Annotated in this window: 14 protein-coding genes; 7 read left to right on the forward strand and 7 right to left on the reverse strand. The window is 59.3% G+C overall.

Translation table 11 applies throughout. From position 1 onward, the window contains the following. Positions 1–95: 95 nt before the first annotated feature. Entirely contained in the window at positions 96–1,280 is a 1,185-nt protein-coding gene (gene mltA, locus ACZ3HH_RS09575; RefSeq protein WP_465804195.1) for a murein transglycosylase A, read from the reverse strand. A 128-nt stretch (positions 1,281–1,408) separates the two neighbouring features. Between mltA and ACZ3HH_RS09580 the strand changes: the two genes are divergently transcribed. After that, entirely contained in the window at positions 1,409–1,858 is a 450-nt protein-coding gene (locus ACZ3HH_RS09580) for a c-type cytochrome (RefSeq protein WP_465804196.1), read from the forward strand. Positions 1,859–2,023: 165 nt separating this feature from the next. Here the strand turns inward: ACZ3HH_RS09580 and ACZ3HH_RS09585 are convergent, their stop codons facing one another. The 4 genes from ACZ3HH_RS09585 to ACZ3HH_RS09600 all read right to left on the reverse strand — a co-directional run bounded on the left by ACZ3HH_RS09585 (position 2,024) and on the right by ACZ3HH_RS09600 (position 6,577). Continuing rightward, positions 2,024–2,419, reverse strand: coding sequence for a DUF1090 domain-containing protein (locus ACZ3HH_RS09585; protein ID WP_007894925.1), 396 nt, complete (start codon positions 2,417–2,419; stop codon positions 2,024–2,026). 90 nt (positions 2,420–2,509) lie between these two features. Next, positions 2,510–4,189, reverse strand: a complete 1,680-nt coding sequence (gene ligB, locus ACZ3HH_RS09590; protein WP_465804197.1) for an NAD-dependent DNA ligase LigB — start codon at positions 4,187–4,189, stop codon at positions 2,510–2,512. A gap of 183 nt (positions 4,190–4,372) precedes the next feature. Beyond that, a complete protein-coding gene (gene metK, locus ACZ3HH_RS09595) occupies positions 4,373–5,563 on the reverse strand; it encodes a methionine adenosyltransferase (protein ID WP_465804198.1) in 1,191 nt (396 codons plus the stop codon). Positions 5,564–5,581: 18 nt separating this feature from the next. Beyond that, positions 5,582–6,577, reverse strand: coding sequence for an ArsR/SmtB family transcription factor (locus tag ACZ3HH_RS09600; protein WP_465804199.1), 996 nt, complete (start codon positions 6,575–6,577; stop codon positions 5,582–5,584). A 273-nt stretch (positions 6,578–6,850) separates the two neighbouring features. Between ACZ3HH_RS09600 and tkt the strand changes: the two genes are divergently transcribed. The 6 genes from tkt to fba all read left to right on the forward strand — a co-directional run bounded on the left by tkt (position 6,851) and on the right by fba (position 13,236). After that, positions 6,851–8,848, forward strand: coding sequence for a transketolase (tkt, locus tag ACZ3HH_RS09605; protein ID WP_465804200.1), 1,998 nt, complete (start codon positions 6,851–6,853; stop codon positions 8,846–8,848). 151 nt (positions 8,849–8,999) lie between these two features. Further along, positions 9,000–10,061, forward strand: a complete 1,062-nt coding sequence (gene epd, locus ACZ3HH_RS09610) for an erythrose-4-phosphate dehydrogenase (RefSeq protein ID WP_465804201.1) — start codon at positions 9,000–9,002, stop codon at positions 10,059–10,061. A gap of 25 nt (positions 10,062–10,086) precedes the next feature. Further along, positions 10,087–11,250 (forward strand): phosphoglycerate kinase, encoded by a 1,164-nt coding sequence (locus ACZ3HH_RS09615; RefSeq protein WP_007894933.1) that lies wholly within the window; start codon positions 10,087–10,089, stop codon positions 11,248–11,250. A gap of 34 nt (positions 11,251–11,284) precedes the next feature. After that, positions 11,285–11,506, forward strand: a complete 222-nt coding sequence (locus ACZ3HH_RS09620) for a hypothetical protein (protein ID WP_123719649.1) — start codon at positions 11,285–11,287, stop codon at positions 11,504–11,506. A 56-nt stretch (positions 11,507–11,562) separates the two neighbouring features. Beyond that, complete coding sequence (locus ACZ3HH_RS09625) at positions 11,563–11,895, forward strand: MliC family protein (protein ID WP_038981062.1); 333 nt, start codon at positions 11,563–11,565, stop codon at positions 11,893–11,895. Between the two features lie 276 nt (positions 11,896–12,171). Further along, complete coding sequence (fba, locus tag ACZ3HH_RS09630) at positions 12,172–13,236, forward strand: class II fructose-bisphosphate aldolase (RefSeq protein ID WP_465804202.1); 1,065 nt, start codon at positions 12,172–12,174, stop codon at positions 13,234–13,236. A gap of 67 nt (positions 13,237–13,303) precedes the next feature. Here the strand turns inward: fba and ACZ3HH_RS09635 are convergent, their stop codons facing one another. Both ACZ3HH_RS09635 and ACZ3HH_RS09640 read right to left on the reverse strand, forming a co-directional pair. Then, entirely contained in the window at positions 13,304–14,503 is a 1,200-nt protein-coding gene (locus tag ACZ3HH_RS09635; protein ID WP_465804203.1) for a type II toxin-antitoxin system HipA family toxin, read from the reverse strand. Further along, positions 14,500–14,751 (reverse strand): helix-turn-helix domain-containing protein, encoded by a 252-nt coding sequence (locus ACZ3HH_RS09640; protein ID WP_465804204.1) that lies wholly within the window; start codon positions 14,749–14,751, stop codon positions 14,500–14,502. Before ACZ3HH_RS09640 ends, ACZ3HH_RS09635 begins: the two co-directional genes overlap by 4 nt. Positions 14,752–14,810: the final 59 nt, after the last annotated feature.

The following is a 14,810-nucleotide window of genomic DNA, read 5'->3' on the forward strand; positions in this document are numbered from 1 at the left end:
AAGCCCGCTCCCACAGGTTATGTGCAATCCCTGTGGGAGCGGCGGTGCGACGATTCGACTTGCCCGCGATTGCTATCTATCAGTCGCCGCAGAATTCAAGGGCTTGCTTTAACCGCATCGGCAACTTGAGGCACTTGTGGCAACGCCGCCCCTTTAGGCCAGAGCATCCAGATCTGCCCCTGCTGTTTCATGTCGCCGGCCAATTGCCCGGCTGCCTCCCCCGTGCCCCAGAACAGGTCTGCGCGGACCTCGCCGGCAATTGCACCGCCAGTATCTTGCGCGGCCACCGGGCGCACCAATGCGCTGCCGTCCGGGCGTGTGGTCGATAACCACAACAGACTGCCGAGCGGAATCACCTTGCGGTCCACCGCCGCGCTATAACCTGCGGTCAGCGGTACATTCAGCGAACCACGCGGCCCTTCGTTGCTGTCGGGGTTGCGGGTGAAGAACACGTAGCTGGGGTTGCTGCCCAGCAGTTCGGGAATGCGCATCGGATTGGCTTTGGCCCAGGTGCTGATAGCGCCCATGGTCACGTCTTCTTTCTTCAACTCACCCTGGTCCACCAGCCAGCGGCCGATGGGCCGATACGGGTGGCCATTCTGGTCGGCGTAACCGATGCGCAACTGACGACCGTCATCAAGCTGGATGCGCCCCGAGCCCTGGATTTGCAGGAACTGCAGGTTCATCGGGTCGGTCAGCCAGGCAATCACCGGCGCCTTCACACCGTTGGTTTCAATGGTTGCCGCATCGTCGTACGGCTTGAGCACGCGACCTTCGAGTCTGCCGCGCAGGCGTTTGCCTTTGAGTTCCGGATAGATGCTGTCCAGCGAGACGATGATCATATCCTCGGGTACACCGTATACCGGAATATTGGCTGCTTCGGTCTGGGTCAGGCTGCCGGGATATACCGGTTCGTAGTAACCGGTAATCAGGCCGTTGGGGTTGTCATTGGCGGCACGCAGGCCATAGACGTCCAGGTTCTGTTTGAGGAATCCGCGGATGTCATTGGCGGTTGGCTGCACATTGACGGAAGCAGCACAGGTGCCGCCCCAGACCGGATCGGCCTTGAGTCGGGTGCAGGCGCTGCGCCACGAGCCGAAGCCAGCGACGAGGTCGTTGTCGGACACCGCCGGAAGCGCTTCCCAGGTGGCGCTGGAGTAGGTCGCCAGTGCATGGGTTTTCGGTTTGCTGCTGTCGCCGCCGGTGCAACCTGCCAGCACGGCCACCATCGGAAGGGTCCAGGCCAGGTTGTGACGCCATGCCTTGAAACGGCTGTTCATGGAGTAATTCCTTTGTCGGTTGCCTGAGTGCTCCATGCGCTCAAACAACCCGTATTGATAATAGGGCTATTGGTCTTTGCCGGTGACGCGAGGATACTGGCCGCCGTTTCCAGTGACCTGAAGCCACCATGACTCTTAAAAGACTTTCTGTTGTATTGCTGGCCTGCCTGACCTTGTCCGCCTGCGGGGGTGTCGACCCGAACTCGCCGCTGGGTCAGCGCAAGGCGATCTTCAAGCAGATGCTCAAGACCGGCGAAGACCTGGGCGGCATGTTGCGCGGACGTATTCCGTTCGATGGCCCGAAATTCGCCGACGGCGCGGTGAAGCTCGACGCGTTGTCCCATGAGCCGTGGAAACATTTCCCGCAGGTGCGCGAAGAGGATCACACCAGCGCCAAAAATGATGTCTGGCAGAAGCAGTCACGCTTCCAGGAAATGGCCCGCACCCTTGAAGGCGCCACCGGTGAACTGGTGATTGCCAGCAAGGTTCAGCCCTACAAGGTCAGCAACCTGGGGCCGGCGGTACAGAAAGTCGAAGACGCCTGTAGTGCCTGCCATAAAGAGTTTCGGGATCATTGATTTGCGGCGCTCTCCTGTGGCGAGGGGGCTTGCCCCCGTTGGGTTGCGAAGCAGCCCCAAAATGGCAACCGCAATCAATCTGTCAGATTGCATTGGCTGGATTGCGACTGCTGCGCAGTCGGGGGGCAAGCCCCCTCGCCACAAAAGCCCCTTGTTCAAGCCAGACTACTTATCCAACTCATCCAGCGCTTCCTGCAATTCCTTGCGCGATTGAGCCAGTTTGTCTTTGCGCTTGTTGATCTTCTCGGCGTCGCCTTTTTTCATCGCCTTCTCGAGGTCGGCCTGACGCGTGCTGACTTCGTGCTTGGCGTCGAGCACCTTGTTTTCCCGTTCCTTCTTCAAGGAAGCGTCGGTGCAATGGGCAGTGACTTCGTTCAGGGCAGTTTCCAGGCCAGCCTGCTGATCGGCGTTGCCGCGGGACTTGGCCAGTTCGATCTGGTTGATGATGCCCTGTTTTTTTGCGGCGCAGCCGGTCAGGCCCGGGGCATCTTCGTCGGCCATCAATGGAGCGGCCATCACGCTGCACAGGGTCAACACGGCGAGCGGTGAAAGAAGTTTCATAAAAGCTCCAGGTGAAAAATTCGATATAGCGATGGGCTGTTTGAGCGCATCGGCACCTTTGGGTTCCCGGTTATCAGAGCGGCCTGGCGTCTAGAAACCGTCAATCCCGGCAACACGTAATGTCTCACTCAAGGCCAGGACCTGTGGGTCGCGGAAAAATGCGCTCAATTGCGCTGCGCGTCCCGGACCGATGCCGGCCTCGGCCTGCCATTGTTCGGTGGTTCGTTGCGCCAGCGCCTGCCATGTATCGGCGAGGCGTGCCTGGCCAGTCGGCGGCAAACCCAGGGCTTTGAGCCAGCGAGCGAATGGGCGTTGCCGGGCGCTGTTGAAACTGTCCAAAAGACGAGCGCTGCTGCGCTCACCGAAGCCGTCAATGTTAGCAAGCTCTTGCCCATCGAGGGTCATCCAATCGAGCAGACTGCCGAGGCGTTCGGCCTTGAGCAGTTTCTCCCAGGTGCCTGGTCCGACATGAGGCAATGCCAGCCCCTGTTTACCACTGAGCCAGGCCAGGCGTGCGAGGAATTGGCTTTCGCATCCGGATGTTGGTTGCCAGCAGCTTAAAGAGTGAAAGTCTGCTGCCAGCGGTACATTCAATTCCGGGCGTTCAGTACTGCGCAATACGACACCATCGAGCCTGGGGATGGTCAGCCCCGCCAGGCTGATGGCGACCTGATCGCCCGGGCGAATGTCCAGCGCTTCCCAGCGTTGCAGGGAACTGGCACTCACGCGTTTGATCTGTCGGTCATCGAGCATCACCGGTACCAGGTCCAGCACCGGTGTGATCCGTCCAGTCCGACCGATCTTGAAGCGGACCTTGCGCACCTCGGCCAGCGCCTGAGCAAAAGGGTATTTCCAGGCGACGCTCCAGTAAGGTGTTTTCGCCTGCCAGCGTTCGGCCGGCGGGCGTTGGTTCTGGCGCAACACGACCCCATCGCTGGCAAAAGGCAGGGGCGTGCGATACCAGTGATCGCGCCAGCGTTCGGCATCGGCAAATGCCTCGATCGGCTGACTGTAGGGCGCCGTGCTGGGGAACCCCAACTCATCCAGGGCCGCCACCCGTGCCGGCAGGCTTTTTGGGCCTTGTGGCCAGTCCCAGACAAACAACCCGATACCAGTCGCTTGCTCTGGGCTTAGCGCCTTGCGCGCCATCAACCCCGCCACCGTGGCGCGGGCATTGAGGCTGCCAGCCTGGGCTTGTACGTGCTCGGTCTGGCGCCAATAGAGTTCGCCTTGCAGGAGCAAGTCCAGCGACTGCGAAAGTTTTTTAGGGATGGCGGCGATCTGGCGCGCCGAGGCAGTCCAGTCCTGGCCGTTTACCCCGTCCCCCCGACTGATTACCCGGTGCAACCAGCCGTTGCGATAGACCAATGTCACCGCCACGCCATCGACCTTGGGCTGAACCCAGACCTCTCCCCGATCTTTTAGCCAGGTTTCGACGGCGCGCCCGTCGCTTAGTTTTTCCAGGCCGGTGTGGGCGATGGGGTGAGCAACCGTGCCGCCAGCCGTACGCAATGGTTCGTCGGAGGGGCCTGAATCAAAACACTCGCGCCATTCGCTCAGTCGCGCGCGGGACTGATCGTAGAGTTCATCGACGATCAGCGACTGGCCTTCACGGTGGTAGCTGTCGTCCCAGCGATCGATTTGCAGTTGCAGGGTAGTGATTTCGTCTAGTGCGCGGGCGGGCGGCCAGTCGGGGCATTCGGCGGCATTGGTGGTCAGGCAGCTGAAGGTCAGTAGAAAACCGAAAAACAGGCGCAGGTTGGGTAGCATCGAGAGCGTCCTTGCTCGTTGGGATGCTTGAAGGCTAGATCAGTACTGGCAGGCGCGAAGGGTGGTTTTTTTGCTGAGTGTTTCTGGCATGAGGCAGAGGCGGCGATGCGGTCTCAAGCAGCAAGGCAATAAAAAGCCCCGCACGGCGAACCGTGCGGGGCTTTGGGTACCGCCGGGGAAGTCTTACAGGCCAGCCGCGACACGCAGGTCTTCGGCGCGGTCGGTTTTTTCCCAGGTGAAGGTGGTGAAAGTATCTTCGCCCACAGTCTTGGTTGCCGGAGTGCGACCGAAGTGGCCGTACGCAGCGGTTTCCTGGTACATCGGGTGCAGCAGGTCGAGCATGGTGGTGATTGCGTAAGGACGCAGGTCGAACACTTCGCGAACCAGTTTGACGATCTTGTCGTCGCTGATTTTGCCGGTGCCGAAGGTGTTCAACGAAATCGACGTAGGCTGAGCAACACCGATCGCGTAGGAAACCTGAATCTCGCAACGCTCGGCCAGGCCGGCAGCGACGATGTTCTTGGCCACGTAACGACCGGCGTAGGCCGCCGAACGGTCAACCTTCGATGGATCCTTGCCGGAGAATGCGCCACCGCCGTGACGGGCCATGCCGCCGTAGCTGTCGACGATGATCTTGCGACCGGTCAGGCCGCAGTCGCCAACCGGGCCACCGATGATGAATTGGCCAGTCGGGTTGATATGGAACTGGGTGTCCTTGGACAGCAGTTCGGCAGGCAGTACGTGCTTGACGATCAGTTCCATCACGCCTTCGCGCAGGTCTTTGTAGGACACTTCAGGGTTGTGCTGGGTCGACAGTACAACGGCGTCGATACCGACAACCTTGCCGCCTTCGTAGCGGCAAGTCACTTGCGACTTGGCGTCCGGGCGCAGCCAAGGCAGCAGGCCGGATTTCCGGGCTTCAGCCTGACGTTGAACCAACTGGTGCGAGAAGGTGATCGGTGCTGGCATCAGCACGTCGGTTTCGTTGCTGGCGTAGCCGAACATCAGGCCCTGGTCGCCGGCGCCCTGGTCTTCAGGCTTGGCACGGTCGACGCCCTGGTTGATGTCAGGGGACTGCTTGCCGATGATGTTCATCACGCCGCAAGTTGCACCGTCGAAGCCGACATTGGAGCTGTTGTAGCCGATGTCGAGAATCACGTTACGGACGATGTCTTCCAGATCGACCCAGGCCGACGTGGTGACTTCACCTGCGATGATTGCCACGCCGGTTTTCACCAGAGTCTCGCACGCCACGCGGGCGAACTTGTCTTCAGCAATGATGGCGTCCAGCACCGCATCGGAAATCTGGTCGGCGATTTTGTCCGGATGCCCTTCGGACACGGACTCGGAGGTGAAGAGGGAGTATTCGCTCATCTCGATTTTTTCCTGAATTTACCGATGGTGAGTGTCGCCAGCCGGTCGCTGAAAATGGCGGACCTGAATCTGGAAACCATTACGTAAGCCTACATAGAGGCTTTCCCCGGGAACGAGTCCCGCAGCGGTGGCCCAACGGGCCAGATCGTCCTGTTCAAACCCCAACCAGAGATCACCGCAGGCCTCCCTGGCCCAACTCTGGTTGTGGCTACATAACTCTGTCACGAGCAGGCTACCGCCCGGTTGCAGCAACTCGGCCATGTGCTTGAGTGCTTCGGCCGGCGCGGCGAAATGGTGCAGTACCATGTTCAGTACAACGCAATCAGCCTTGAGGCTTACACCGTTCAATGCATCGGCCAATTGCAGGCTGACGTTAGCCAGCGTTTCACGTTCACAGACCTGACGAGCCAGATCGAGCATCGCCGGGCTGTTGTCCAGCGCCGTGACTTGAGCGAAACGACGCGCCAGCTCCGGCAGAAAACCGCCATCGCCAGGGCCCACTTCGATGGCTGTGGCGCCGGGGCCGAAACTCAGCTTGTCGAGCAGTGCCACCACGCTTTCGCGGTATTGCGGCAGGCCGGCAATCAAGTCTTGCTGGGCGCGAAACTTCTCCGCCACCCGTGAGAAAAAGTCCTGGCTGGCCGCCGCCCGTTGCCCGTGGACCTGACCGATCCGCGACTGAACGTCAGTCGGCAGGGTCAGGTTGTCCACTTCTTCCAGCAGCGCGGTATGCAGCTTGCCGCCCAGCAGATCGGTGTGGGGCAGGGCGCGACGGTAGAAAATCGCATTGCCTTCACGACGGGTCGCCACCAGATCGGCCTGGGCCAAAACCTTGAGGTGATGACTCATGCCGGACTGACCGATGCCGAAGATCTGCGCCAGTTCCAGTACGCCGAACGAGTCGTTGGCCAGCGCGCGCAATACATTCAGCCGCAGAGGATCGCCGCCGGCCTTGCACAGGGCCGCCAGCTCATCGCAATCGTCATGTCGAATGGAAGGCACGCGTAAATTCATAAGGCCAGCAGTCTAGTGACGCTCAGAAATCACCGCAAGAGCAATATCAAAAAGTTTTGATATTGCTCGATAGATGGCACTTCTCAGCGTTAGGTTCAGTCAGCAAACGAACGGCGGAAAGGTTTCACCCGTCGAATACGTCGTTATCCATTGGAAAAACGTCTTCGGATGACTATCTGTCATTGCCCCGAAGGCGGTCGGTGAGGGAAAATGCTCGCCTTTTTTCCGTTTCGTTTTATTCACTCTCGATTCAATATCCGCAGGAGAACAGCGATGCCCAGCCGTCGTGAGCGTGCCAACGCCATTCGTGCCCTCAGCATGGATGCCGTGCAAAAAGCCAACAGCGGCCATCCCGGTGCCCCTATGGGTATGGCGGATATCGCCGAAGTACTTTGGCGTGACTACCTGAAGCACAATCCGAGCAATCCATCATTCGCCGACCGTGACCGCTTCGTGCTGTCCAACGGTCACGGCTCGATGCTGATCTACTCGCTGCTGCACCTGACCGGCTACGACCTGTCGATCGATGACCTGAAAAGCTTCCGCCAGCTGCACAGCCGCACTCCGGGTCACCCGGAATTCGGTTACACCCCGGGCGTTGAAACCACCACCGGCCCACTGGGCCAAGGCCTGGCCAACGCCGTGGGTTTCGCCCTGGCGGAAAAAGTCCTGGCGGCGCAGTTCAACCGTCCTGGCCATAACGTCGTTGATCACCACACCTACGTGTTCCTGGGTGATGGCTGCATGATGGAAGGCATTTCCCACGAAGTCAGCTCCCTGGCCGGTACCTTGGGCCTGGGCAAACTGATCGCCTTCTACGATGACAACGGCATCTCCATCGACGGCGAAGTCGAAGGCTGGTTCACCGACGACACGCCGAAGCGCTTCGAGTCCTACAACTGGCAAGTGATCCGCAACGTTGACGGTCATGACCCGGAAGAAATCAAGATCGCCATCGACACTGCGCGCAAAAGCGAGCAACCGACGCTGATCTGCTGCAAGACCACCATCGGTTTCGGCTCGCCGAACAAGCAAGGCAAGGAAGACTGCCACGGCGCCCCATTGGGTGACGCGGAAATCGCTCTGACCCGTGAAGCACTGAAGTGGAACCACGGCCCGTTCGAAATCCCGGCCAACATCTATGCCGAATGGGATGCCAAGGAAGCCGGTCGCGCGGCCGAAGCCGAGTGGGATCAGCGTTTCGCTGCTTACTCCGCTGCTTTCCCGGAGCTGGCCAACGAACTGGTTCGTCGTCTGAGCGGTGATCTGCCGACTGACTTCGCTGAAAAAGCCTCGGCGTATATCGCTGAAGTCGCGGCCAAAGGCGAAACCATCGCCAGCCGTAAAGCCAGCCAGAACGCCCTGAACGCGTTCGGCCCGCTGCTGCCGGAACTGCTCGGCGGTTCGGCTGACCTGGCCGGTTCCAACCTGACCCTGTGGAAAGGTTGCAAAGGCGTCACCGCCGAAGACGCCAGCGGCAACTACATGTACTACGGCGTTCGCGAGTTCGGCATGAGCGCGATCATGAACGGCGTGGCCCTGCACGGTGGTCTGGTGCCTTACGGCGCGACCTTCCTGATGTTCATGGAATACGCTCGCAACGCAGTGCGCATGTCGGCGCTGATGAAGAAACGCATCATCTATGTGTTCACCCATGACTCCATCGGTCTGGGCGAAGACGGCCCGACTCACCAGCCGATCGAGCAGCTGGCCAGCCTGCGCTGCACGCCGAACCTCGACACTTGGCGTCCAGCCGATGCCGTTGAATCGGCGGTGGCCTGGAAATTTGCTCTGGAGCGTGACGACGGTCCGTCGGCACTGATCTTCTCCCGTCAGAACCTGCAGCACCAGACCCGCAATGCAATCCAGATCGAAGAGATCGCGCGTGGCGGCTACGTGCTGAAAGACTGCGCAGGCGAGCCTGAGCTGATCCTGATCGCCACCGGTTCGGAAGTCGGCCTGGCCGTTCAAGCCTTCGACAAACTGACTGAGCAAGGCCGCAAGGTGCGTGTTGTTTCGATGCCGTGCACCAGCGTCTTCGAAGCTCAGGACGCCGGCTACAAGCAAGCGGTTCTGCCGTTGCAGGTCAGCGCCCGTATCGCCATCGAAGCCGCCCACGCGGACTACTGGTACAAGTACGTGGGCCTGGAAGGTCGCGTGATCGGCATGACCACCTACGGCGAGTCGGCGCCTGCGCCTGCCTTGTTCGAAGAGTTCGGCTTCACCCTGGAAAACATTCTGGGTCAGGCTGAAGAGCTGCTGGAAGACTGATCCAGAAAGTGTGTCGTCTGGACTGACGCCATCGCGGGCAAGCCCGCTCCCACAAGGATCTCCATAGGTCCTGTGGGAGTGGGCTTGCCCGCGATAGCGGTCGGTCAGGCAACGCAACACTAAAGGATTCACCACGGTAATCGAGAACCCCATGCCTCAACCGCGTCCTTACAAAGTTGCACTCAACGGCTACGGCCGGATTGGTCGTTGCGTCTTGCGTGCGTTGTTTGAGCGAGGCTCGACGGCCGGGTTTGAAATTGTCGCGATCAACGATCTGGCCGACATGGCCAGCATCGAATACCTGACACGCTTCGACTCCACTCACGGGCGCTTTCCCGGCGAAGTGAAGGTCGAGGGCGATTGTCTGCATATTAATGGCGACTGCGTGAAGGTCCTGCGCAGTGCCACCCCCGAAGGCATCGATTGGGCGTCGCTGGGCGTCGATCTGGTGCTGGAGTGCTCCGGCGCTTACCACACCCGTCAGGATGGCCAGCGTTTCCTCGATGCTGGTGCGCCCCGGGTGCTGTTTTCCCAGCCGATGGCCAGCGAGGCGGATGTCGACGCCACCATCGTCTACGGTGTGAACCAGGATTGCCTGATCGGCGACGAGCTGCTGGTGTCCAACGCCTCCTGCACCACCAACTGCGGCGTGCCGCTGTTGCGCCTGCTGAACCAGGCCATTGGTCTGGAATATGTGTCGATCACCACCATCCACTCGGCCATGAACGATCAGCCGGTGATTGACGCCTATCACCACGAAGACCTGCGCCGCACCCGGTCAGCGTTCCAGTCGGTGATTCCGGTGTCCACTGGTCTGGCGCGAGGCATTGAACGCCTGCTGCCGGAACTTGCCGGGCGAATTCAGGCCAAAGCCGTGCGGGTGCCGACGGTTAACGTGTCCTGCCTCGACATTACGATGCAGACCGTAAGCGATACCGACGCCACCGAGGTCAACCGGATTCTGCGCGAGGCCGCCACCCATGGCCCGCTCAAAGGCCTTCTGGCCTACACCGAGTTGCCTCACGCCAGTTGTGATTTCAATCATGACCCACATTCGGCCATCGTCGATGCCAGTCAGACCCGCGTTTCCGGCCCACGGCTGGTGAACATCCTGGCCTGGTTCGACAACGAATGGGGTTTTGCCAATCGAATGCTGGACGTTGCAGAACACTATTTGCAAACAGCTGCACCCCAACCAAAACCTGCTCTCTAAAACAGCTATCCAGGAAATGCGACCCATGACCGTGTTGAAGATGACCGACCTCGATCTGCAAGGTAAGCGCGTACTGATCCGCGAAGACCTCAACGTCCCAGTCAAGGACGGTGTTGTCACCAGCGATGCGCGAATCCTGGCTTCGCTGCCGACCATCAAGCTGGCCCTGGAAAAAGGCGCGGCCGTGATGGTCTGCTCGCACCTTGGCCGTCCGACCGAAGGCGAGTTCTCGGCCGAGAACAGCCTCAAGCCAGTGGCTGACTACTTGAGCAAGGCGCTGGGCCGCGAAGTGCCGCTGGTGTCCGATTACCTGGGCGGCGTCGACGTGAAAGCCGGCGACATCGTGTTGTTCGAAAACGTACGCTTCAACAAGGGCGAGAAAAAGAACGCTGACGAACTCGCCAAGCAATACGCCGCCCTGTGCGACGTGTTTGTGATGGACGCCTTCGGCACCGCTCACCGCGCCGAGGGTTCGACCCACGGCGTGGCCAAGTTCGCCAAAGTCGCTGCCGCTGGCCCGTTGCTGGCTGCTGAACTGGATGCACTGGGCAAAGCCCTGGGCGCCCCGGCGCAGCCGATGGCGGCTATCGTTGCCGGCTCCAAAGTGTCGACCAAACTCGACGTGCTCAACAGCCTGAGCCAGATCTGCAACCAGCTGATCGTCGGTGGCGGCATCGCCAACACCTTCCTGGCCGCTGCCGGTCACCCGGTCGGCAAATCGCTGTACGAGCCGGATCTGCTGGACACCGCTCGTGAAATCGCCGCCAAAGTCAGCGTGCCATTGCCAGTGGACGTGGTTGTTGCCAAGGAATTCGCTGAAAGCGCGACCGCGACCGTCAAGCTGATTGCCGACGTGGCTGCCGACGACATGATCCTGGACATCGGCCCACAGACCGCGGCGAATTTTGCCGAGCTGCTGAAGTCGTCCAAGACCATTCTGTGGAACGGCCCGGTGGGCGTGTTCGAATTCGACCAGTTCGGTAACGGCACCAAGGTGCTGGCCCAGGCCATCGCCGAAAGCTCGGCGTTCTCCATCGCTGGCGGCGGCGACACCCTGGCAGCCATCGATAAATATGGCGTTGCCGAGCAGATCTCCTACATTTCTACCGGCGGCGGCGCGTTCCTCGAATTCGTCGAAGGCAAAGTCCTGCCGGCCGTTGAAGTCCTGGAAAGCCGGGCCAAGGCCTGAGGCCGCGCATTTGACCAGGCAAAGGAGTGTTCACATGGTCAGGACCTTAGTGCTGTTGATCGCCGCGGGTATGCTGGCGGCTTGCGGGAGTAACCCGAAAGCCACGCCGGAACCCGCGCCGCAAACACAGGAAAAAGGCTGCTACCAGGCCGACTGGCAAGCGGAAACCAACCCGGTGATCAACAAGCGTTCCGGGCCGGATGGCCTGGACAAATATGAGACACAGACCCCGGCCAAGGAACATGGTTGCCCTTGAGGGGTCTGACTCTTTACTCAAGGCTGGCAGCGTGTGCCGTCAGTCGAGGAACACGGATGAAACGCTTTATTGCCGTTGCGGCACTGGCATTGCTGGCAGGTTGCGCCAATTTGAACCTGTTCAACGCTGCCGAGCCTGCGGACAGTTGGACTACGTGGACCTGCGACAGCCAGGCCAAAGTGCTCTGGCGCTACACTGATGTCAGCCGCAAGGAAGTCGACGTGCGCCTGGGCGGTGCCGATCAGGTCTACCGCTTGAAGCTTGAACCGGGCGCCGAAGGTTCGCTGTACAGCAACGACATGCTGGCGTTTCACGTAAAAGGTGAGGAAGGCCTGGTGTACTGGGTCGCCACCAATGATTTGATTGGCCGCGGTTGTAAAGCCGAGTAAGACGATTGATTTGATTCACAGTGATCCAAATGTGGGAGCGGGCTTGCTCGCGAAGGCGGTGGATCAGCTTGCATAGATGTTGAATGTATAACCGCATTCGCGAGCAAGTCGAATCGTCGCACCGCCGCTCCCACAGTGGTTCTCTGTAGTTCTTGAGATTTTGCATTACCGAATTCGCAGCCCGGGCCAACCCCCGATCTGCAATAACTTGAATAGCCGCCGCCGCTACGGCAGGCTGGCACGATTAACGACCCTCAACCGGGAGAGACACACACAATGGCACTTATCAGCATGCGCCAGATGCTGGACCACGCAGCCGAGTTCGGCTACGGCGTTCCAGCCTTCAACGTCAACAACCTTGAGCAGATGCGCGCCATCATGGAAGCCGCTGACAAGACTGACTCCCCGGTGATCGTCCAGGCTTCGGCCGGTGCTCGCAAATACGCCGGTGCACCGTTCCTGCGTCACCTGATCCTGGCGGCAATCGAAGAATTCCCGCACATTCCGGTGTGCATGCACCAGGACCACGGCACCAGCCCTGACGTCTGCCAGCGCTCCATCCAACTGGGCTTCAGCTCGGTGATGATGGACGGTTCCCTCGGCGAAGACGGCAAGACCCCGACCGACTACGACTACAACGTCCGCGTTACCCAACAAACTGTTGCCATGGCTCACGCCTGCGGCGTATCGGTAGAAGGCGAGCTGGGCTGCCTGGGTTCGCTGGAAACCGGCATGGCCGGTGAAGAAGACGGCATCGGCGCCGAAGGCGTTCTGGATCACAGCCAAATGCTGACCGACCCGGAAGAAGCCGCTGACTTCGTCAAACGCACCCAAGTCGATGCCCTGGCCATCGCCATCGGCACCAGCCACGGCGCCTACAAGTTCACCAAGCCACCTACCGGCGACGTGCTGGCCATCGACCGCATCAAAGAAATCCACAAACGCATCCCGAACACCCACCTGGTGATGCACGGTTCGTCTTCGGTTCCGCAAGAGTGGCTGGCGATCATCAACCAGTACGGCGGCGACATCAAAGAAACCTACGGCGTACCGGTTGAGGAAATCGTCGAAGGCATCAAGCACGGCGTGCGCAAGGTCAACATCGATACCGACCTGCGTCTGGCATCCACCGGTGCGATGCGTCGCCTGATGGCTACCAACCCTAGCGAGTTCGATCCGCGTAAGTTCTTCGGCGCGACTGTGACTGCGATGCGTGATGTGTGTATTGCGCGTTATGAGGCGTTTGGTACTGCGGGTAATGCTTCGAAGATCAAAGCGATCTCGTTGGAAGGGATGTATCAGCGGTATTTGAACGGTGAGTTGAACGCTAAGGTGAATTAAGCCTTTAGTGTTTGAGTGGCAATAAAAAACCCGCAGCGATGCGGGTTTTTTATGGGCGGTAATAAAACTACCCGAAAGTCAGAAAAAATGGCGCTGCCGCTTGCTCAATGGCACTGACTACATGAGGCGCTTTTTCCCGATGCTGGGGATAACGCTCAAGCACCACCTCAAGTGCAGCAAGCAATCGCTGAATGCGCTCCTTGGGTTGCTCGATCTCACAGGTGTGCGCAAACTCCAGTAGCCCTTGCCGCGAGGCAAACATTGATTTGTTACCCGTCAGATCCAGCGCCAAAACATCCTCCGGAATATAGGCCGTAGTGTTGACGATGTCGTAAGCCGGCGCCAGGCGAGCATCGCGTTGCGTCGGCTCGGAATAGAGCAGGCCGAAGTTCTTCAAATGAGCGTCGCCATTTCCTACAATGCAACTCAGGGCCACGCTATCGAAGAGTTGATCAAGGGAGGACCGCAAGTGTTTTGCTGGGCAGAACACACGAACCGCCTTGGCGATTGCCGCATAACTTTTGCTGTACTTCTGGTCGGCCGAGAGCCCCATCAACGCCGCCATGTCTTCGAAGCCAATCGGGTTGAGTTGATCGTCGCGGTCAAAACGACGCATGACAAACAGCTTGGCATTATCGGAAAGGTAAAACTGAGGAACGGGAAGACCCGCCTCCTTCGCAATAGACATACAAAGGAACTCGTTGATCGCCAGACCGGGAAATTCGTCTCGGCCACTTTTGATGATCAGGTCCGAGGTTTTCGATGTCACTCGTGGGAATTCGGTTTCTTGCTGTTCCGGCACCAACACCTTGGGTTGAACACCTGAAATGCCTGCCCGCAGGATGTAGCGATCAAGAATGCCAGCGAAGATATCTTCCGCACCGTCCCACGTCAGAATCTCTTCGAGTTTTTCTCCCGGAAACTGTTGTTCCTCCAGCAAGGCGTCAACCGCTTCAGAGCGCACCTGAACCCTGCCGATGGGCGAAGTGCTGCCGGAAAGCGCCAGCAACAGCATCGGATCGACATTTACAGTTTTGGCCAAGCGATTGCGCAGCTGCTCCAGTACATAGCCTTCCGGCAGGTTCATCTGAAAAATAGGGTGCAGTTCGCGCCGACGAAACTCGTCAGGCCGTACGGGCATCGACAAGCTGATTGCCATGCCGGGCAATGCATCTTCGTGATATCGGAAAGTGAAACCCTCGGCACTGGTGAGAAGCCTGCCGCTATTTCCCTCTGGCGTGCTGACTTTGAGAGAGGTCATTTTCATTCGAACAAATCCCCAAGCTCTTCAAGTGTCGGCATAGCGGCCGGAACGACAGCGAGTTCACAATCCAGGGCGCCCAGGACGCGCGCATAGGCGATCATGCCGACAGAAAGGGTGCCCTTCTCTACAGCAATGACTTTGTATCTTGTCAGTCCCGCCAGTTCGGCAATCTGTGCTTGCGTCAGGCCACGGCTTATGCGTTTTTGGCGTAATTGGTTGCCGAGGCGGGTAATCAACAGAGAATAGTCCATGTTCTGTTACCGTAACATTGATAGCTAAATGTATCGTATACACAACATCCGGTCGATAG

The sequence above is a fragment of the Pseudomonas sp. PME37.24/025 genome, assembly GCF_055556615.1.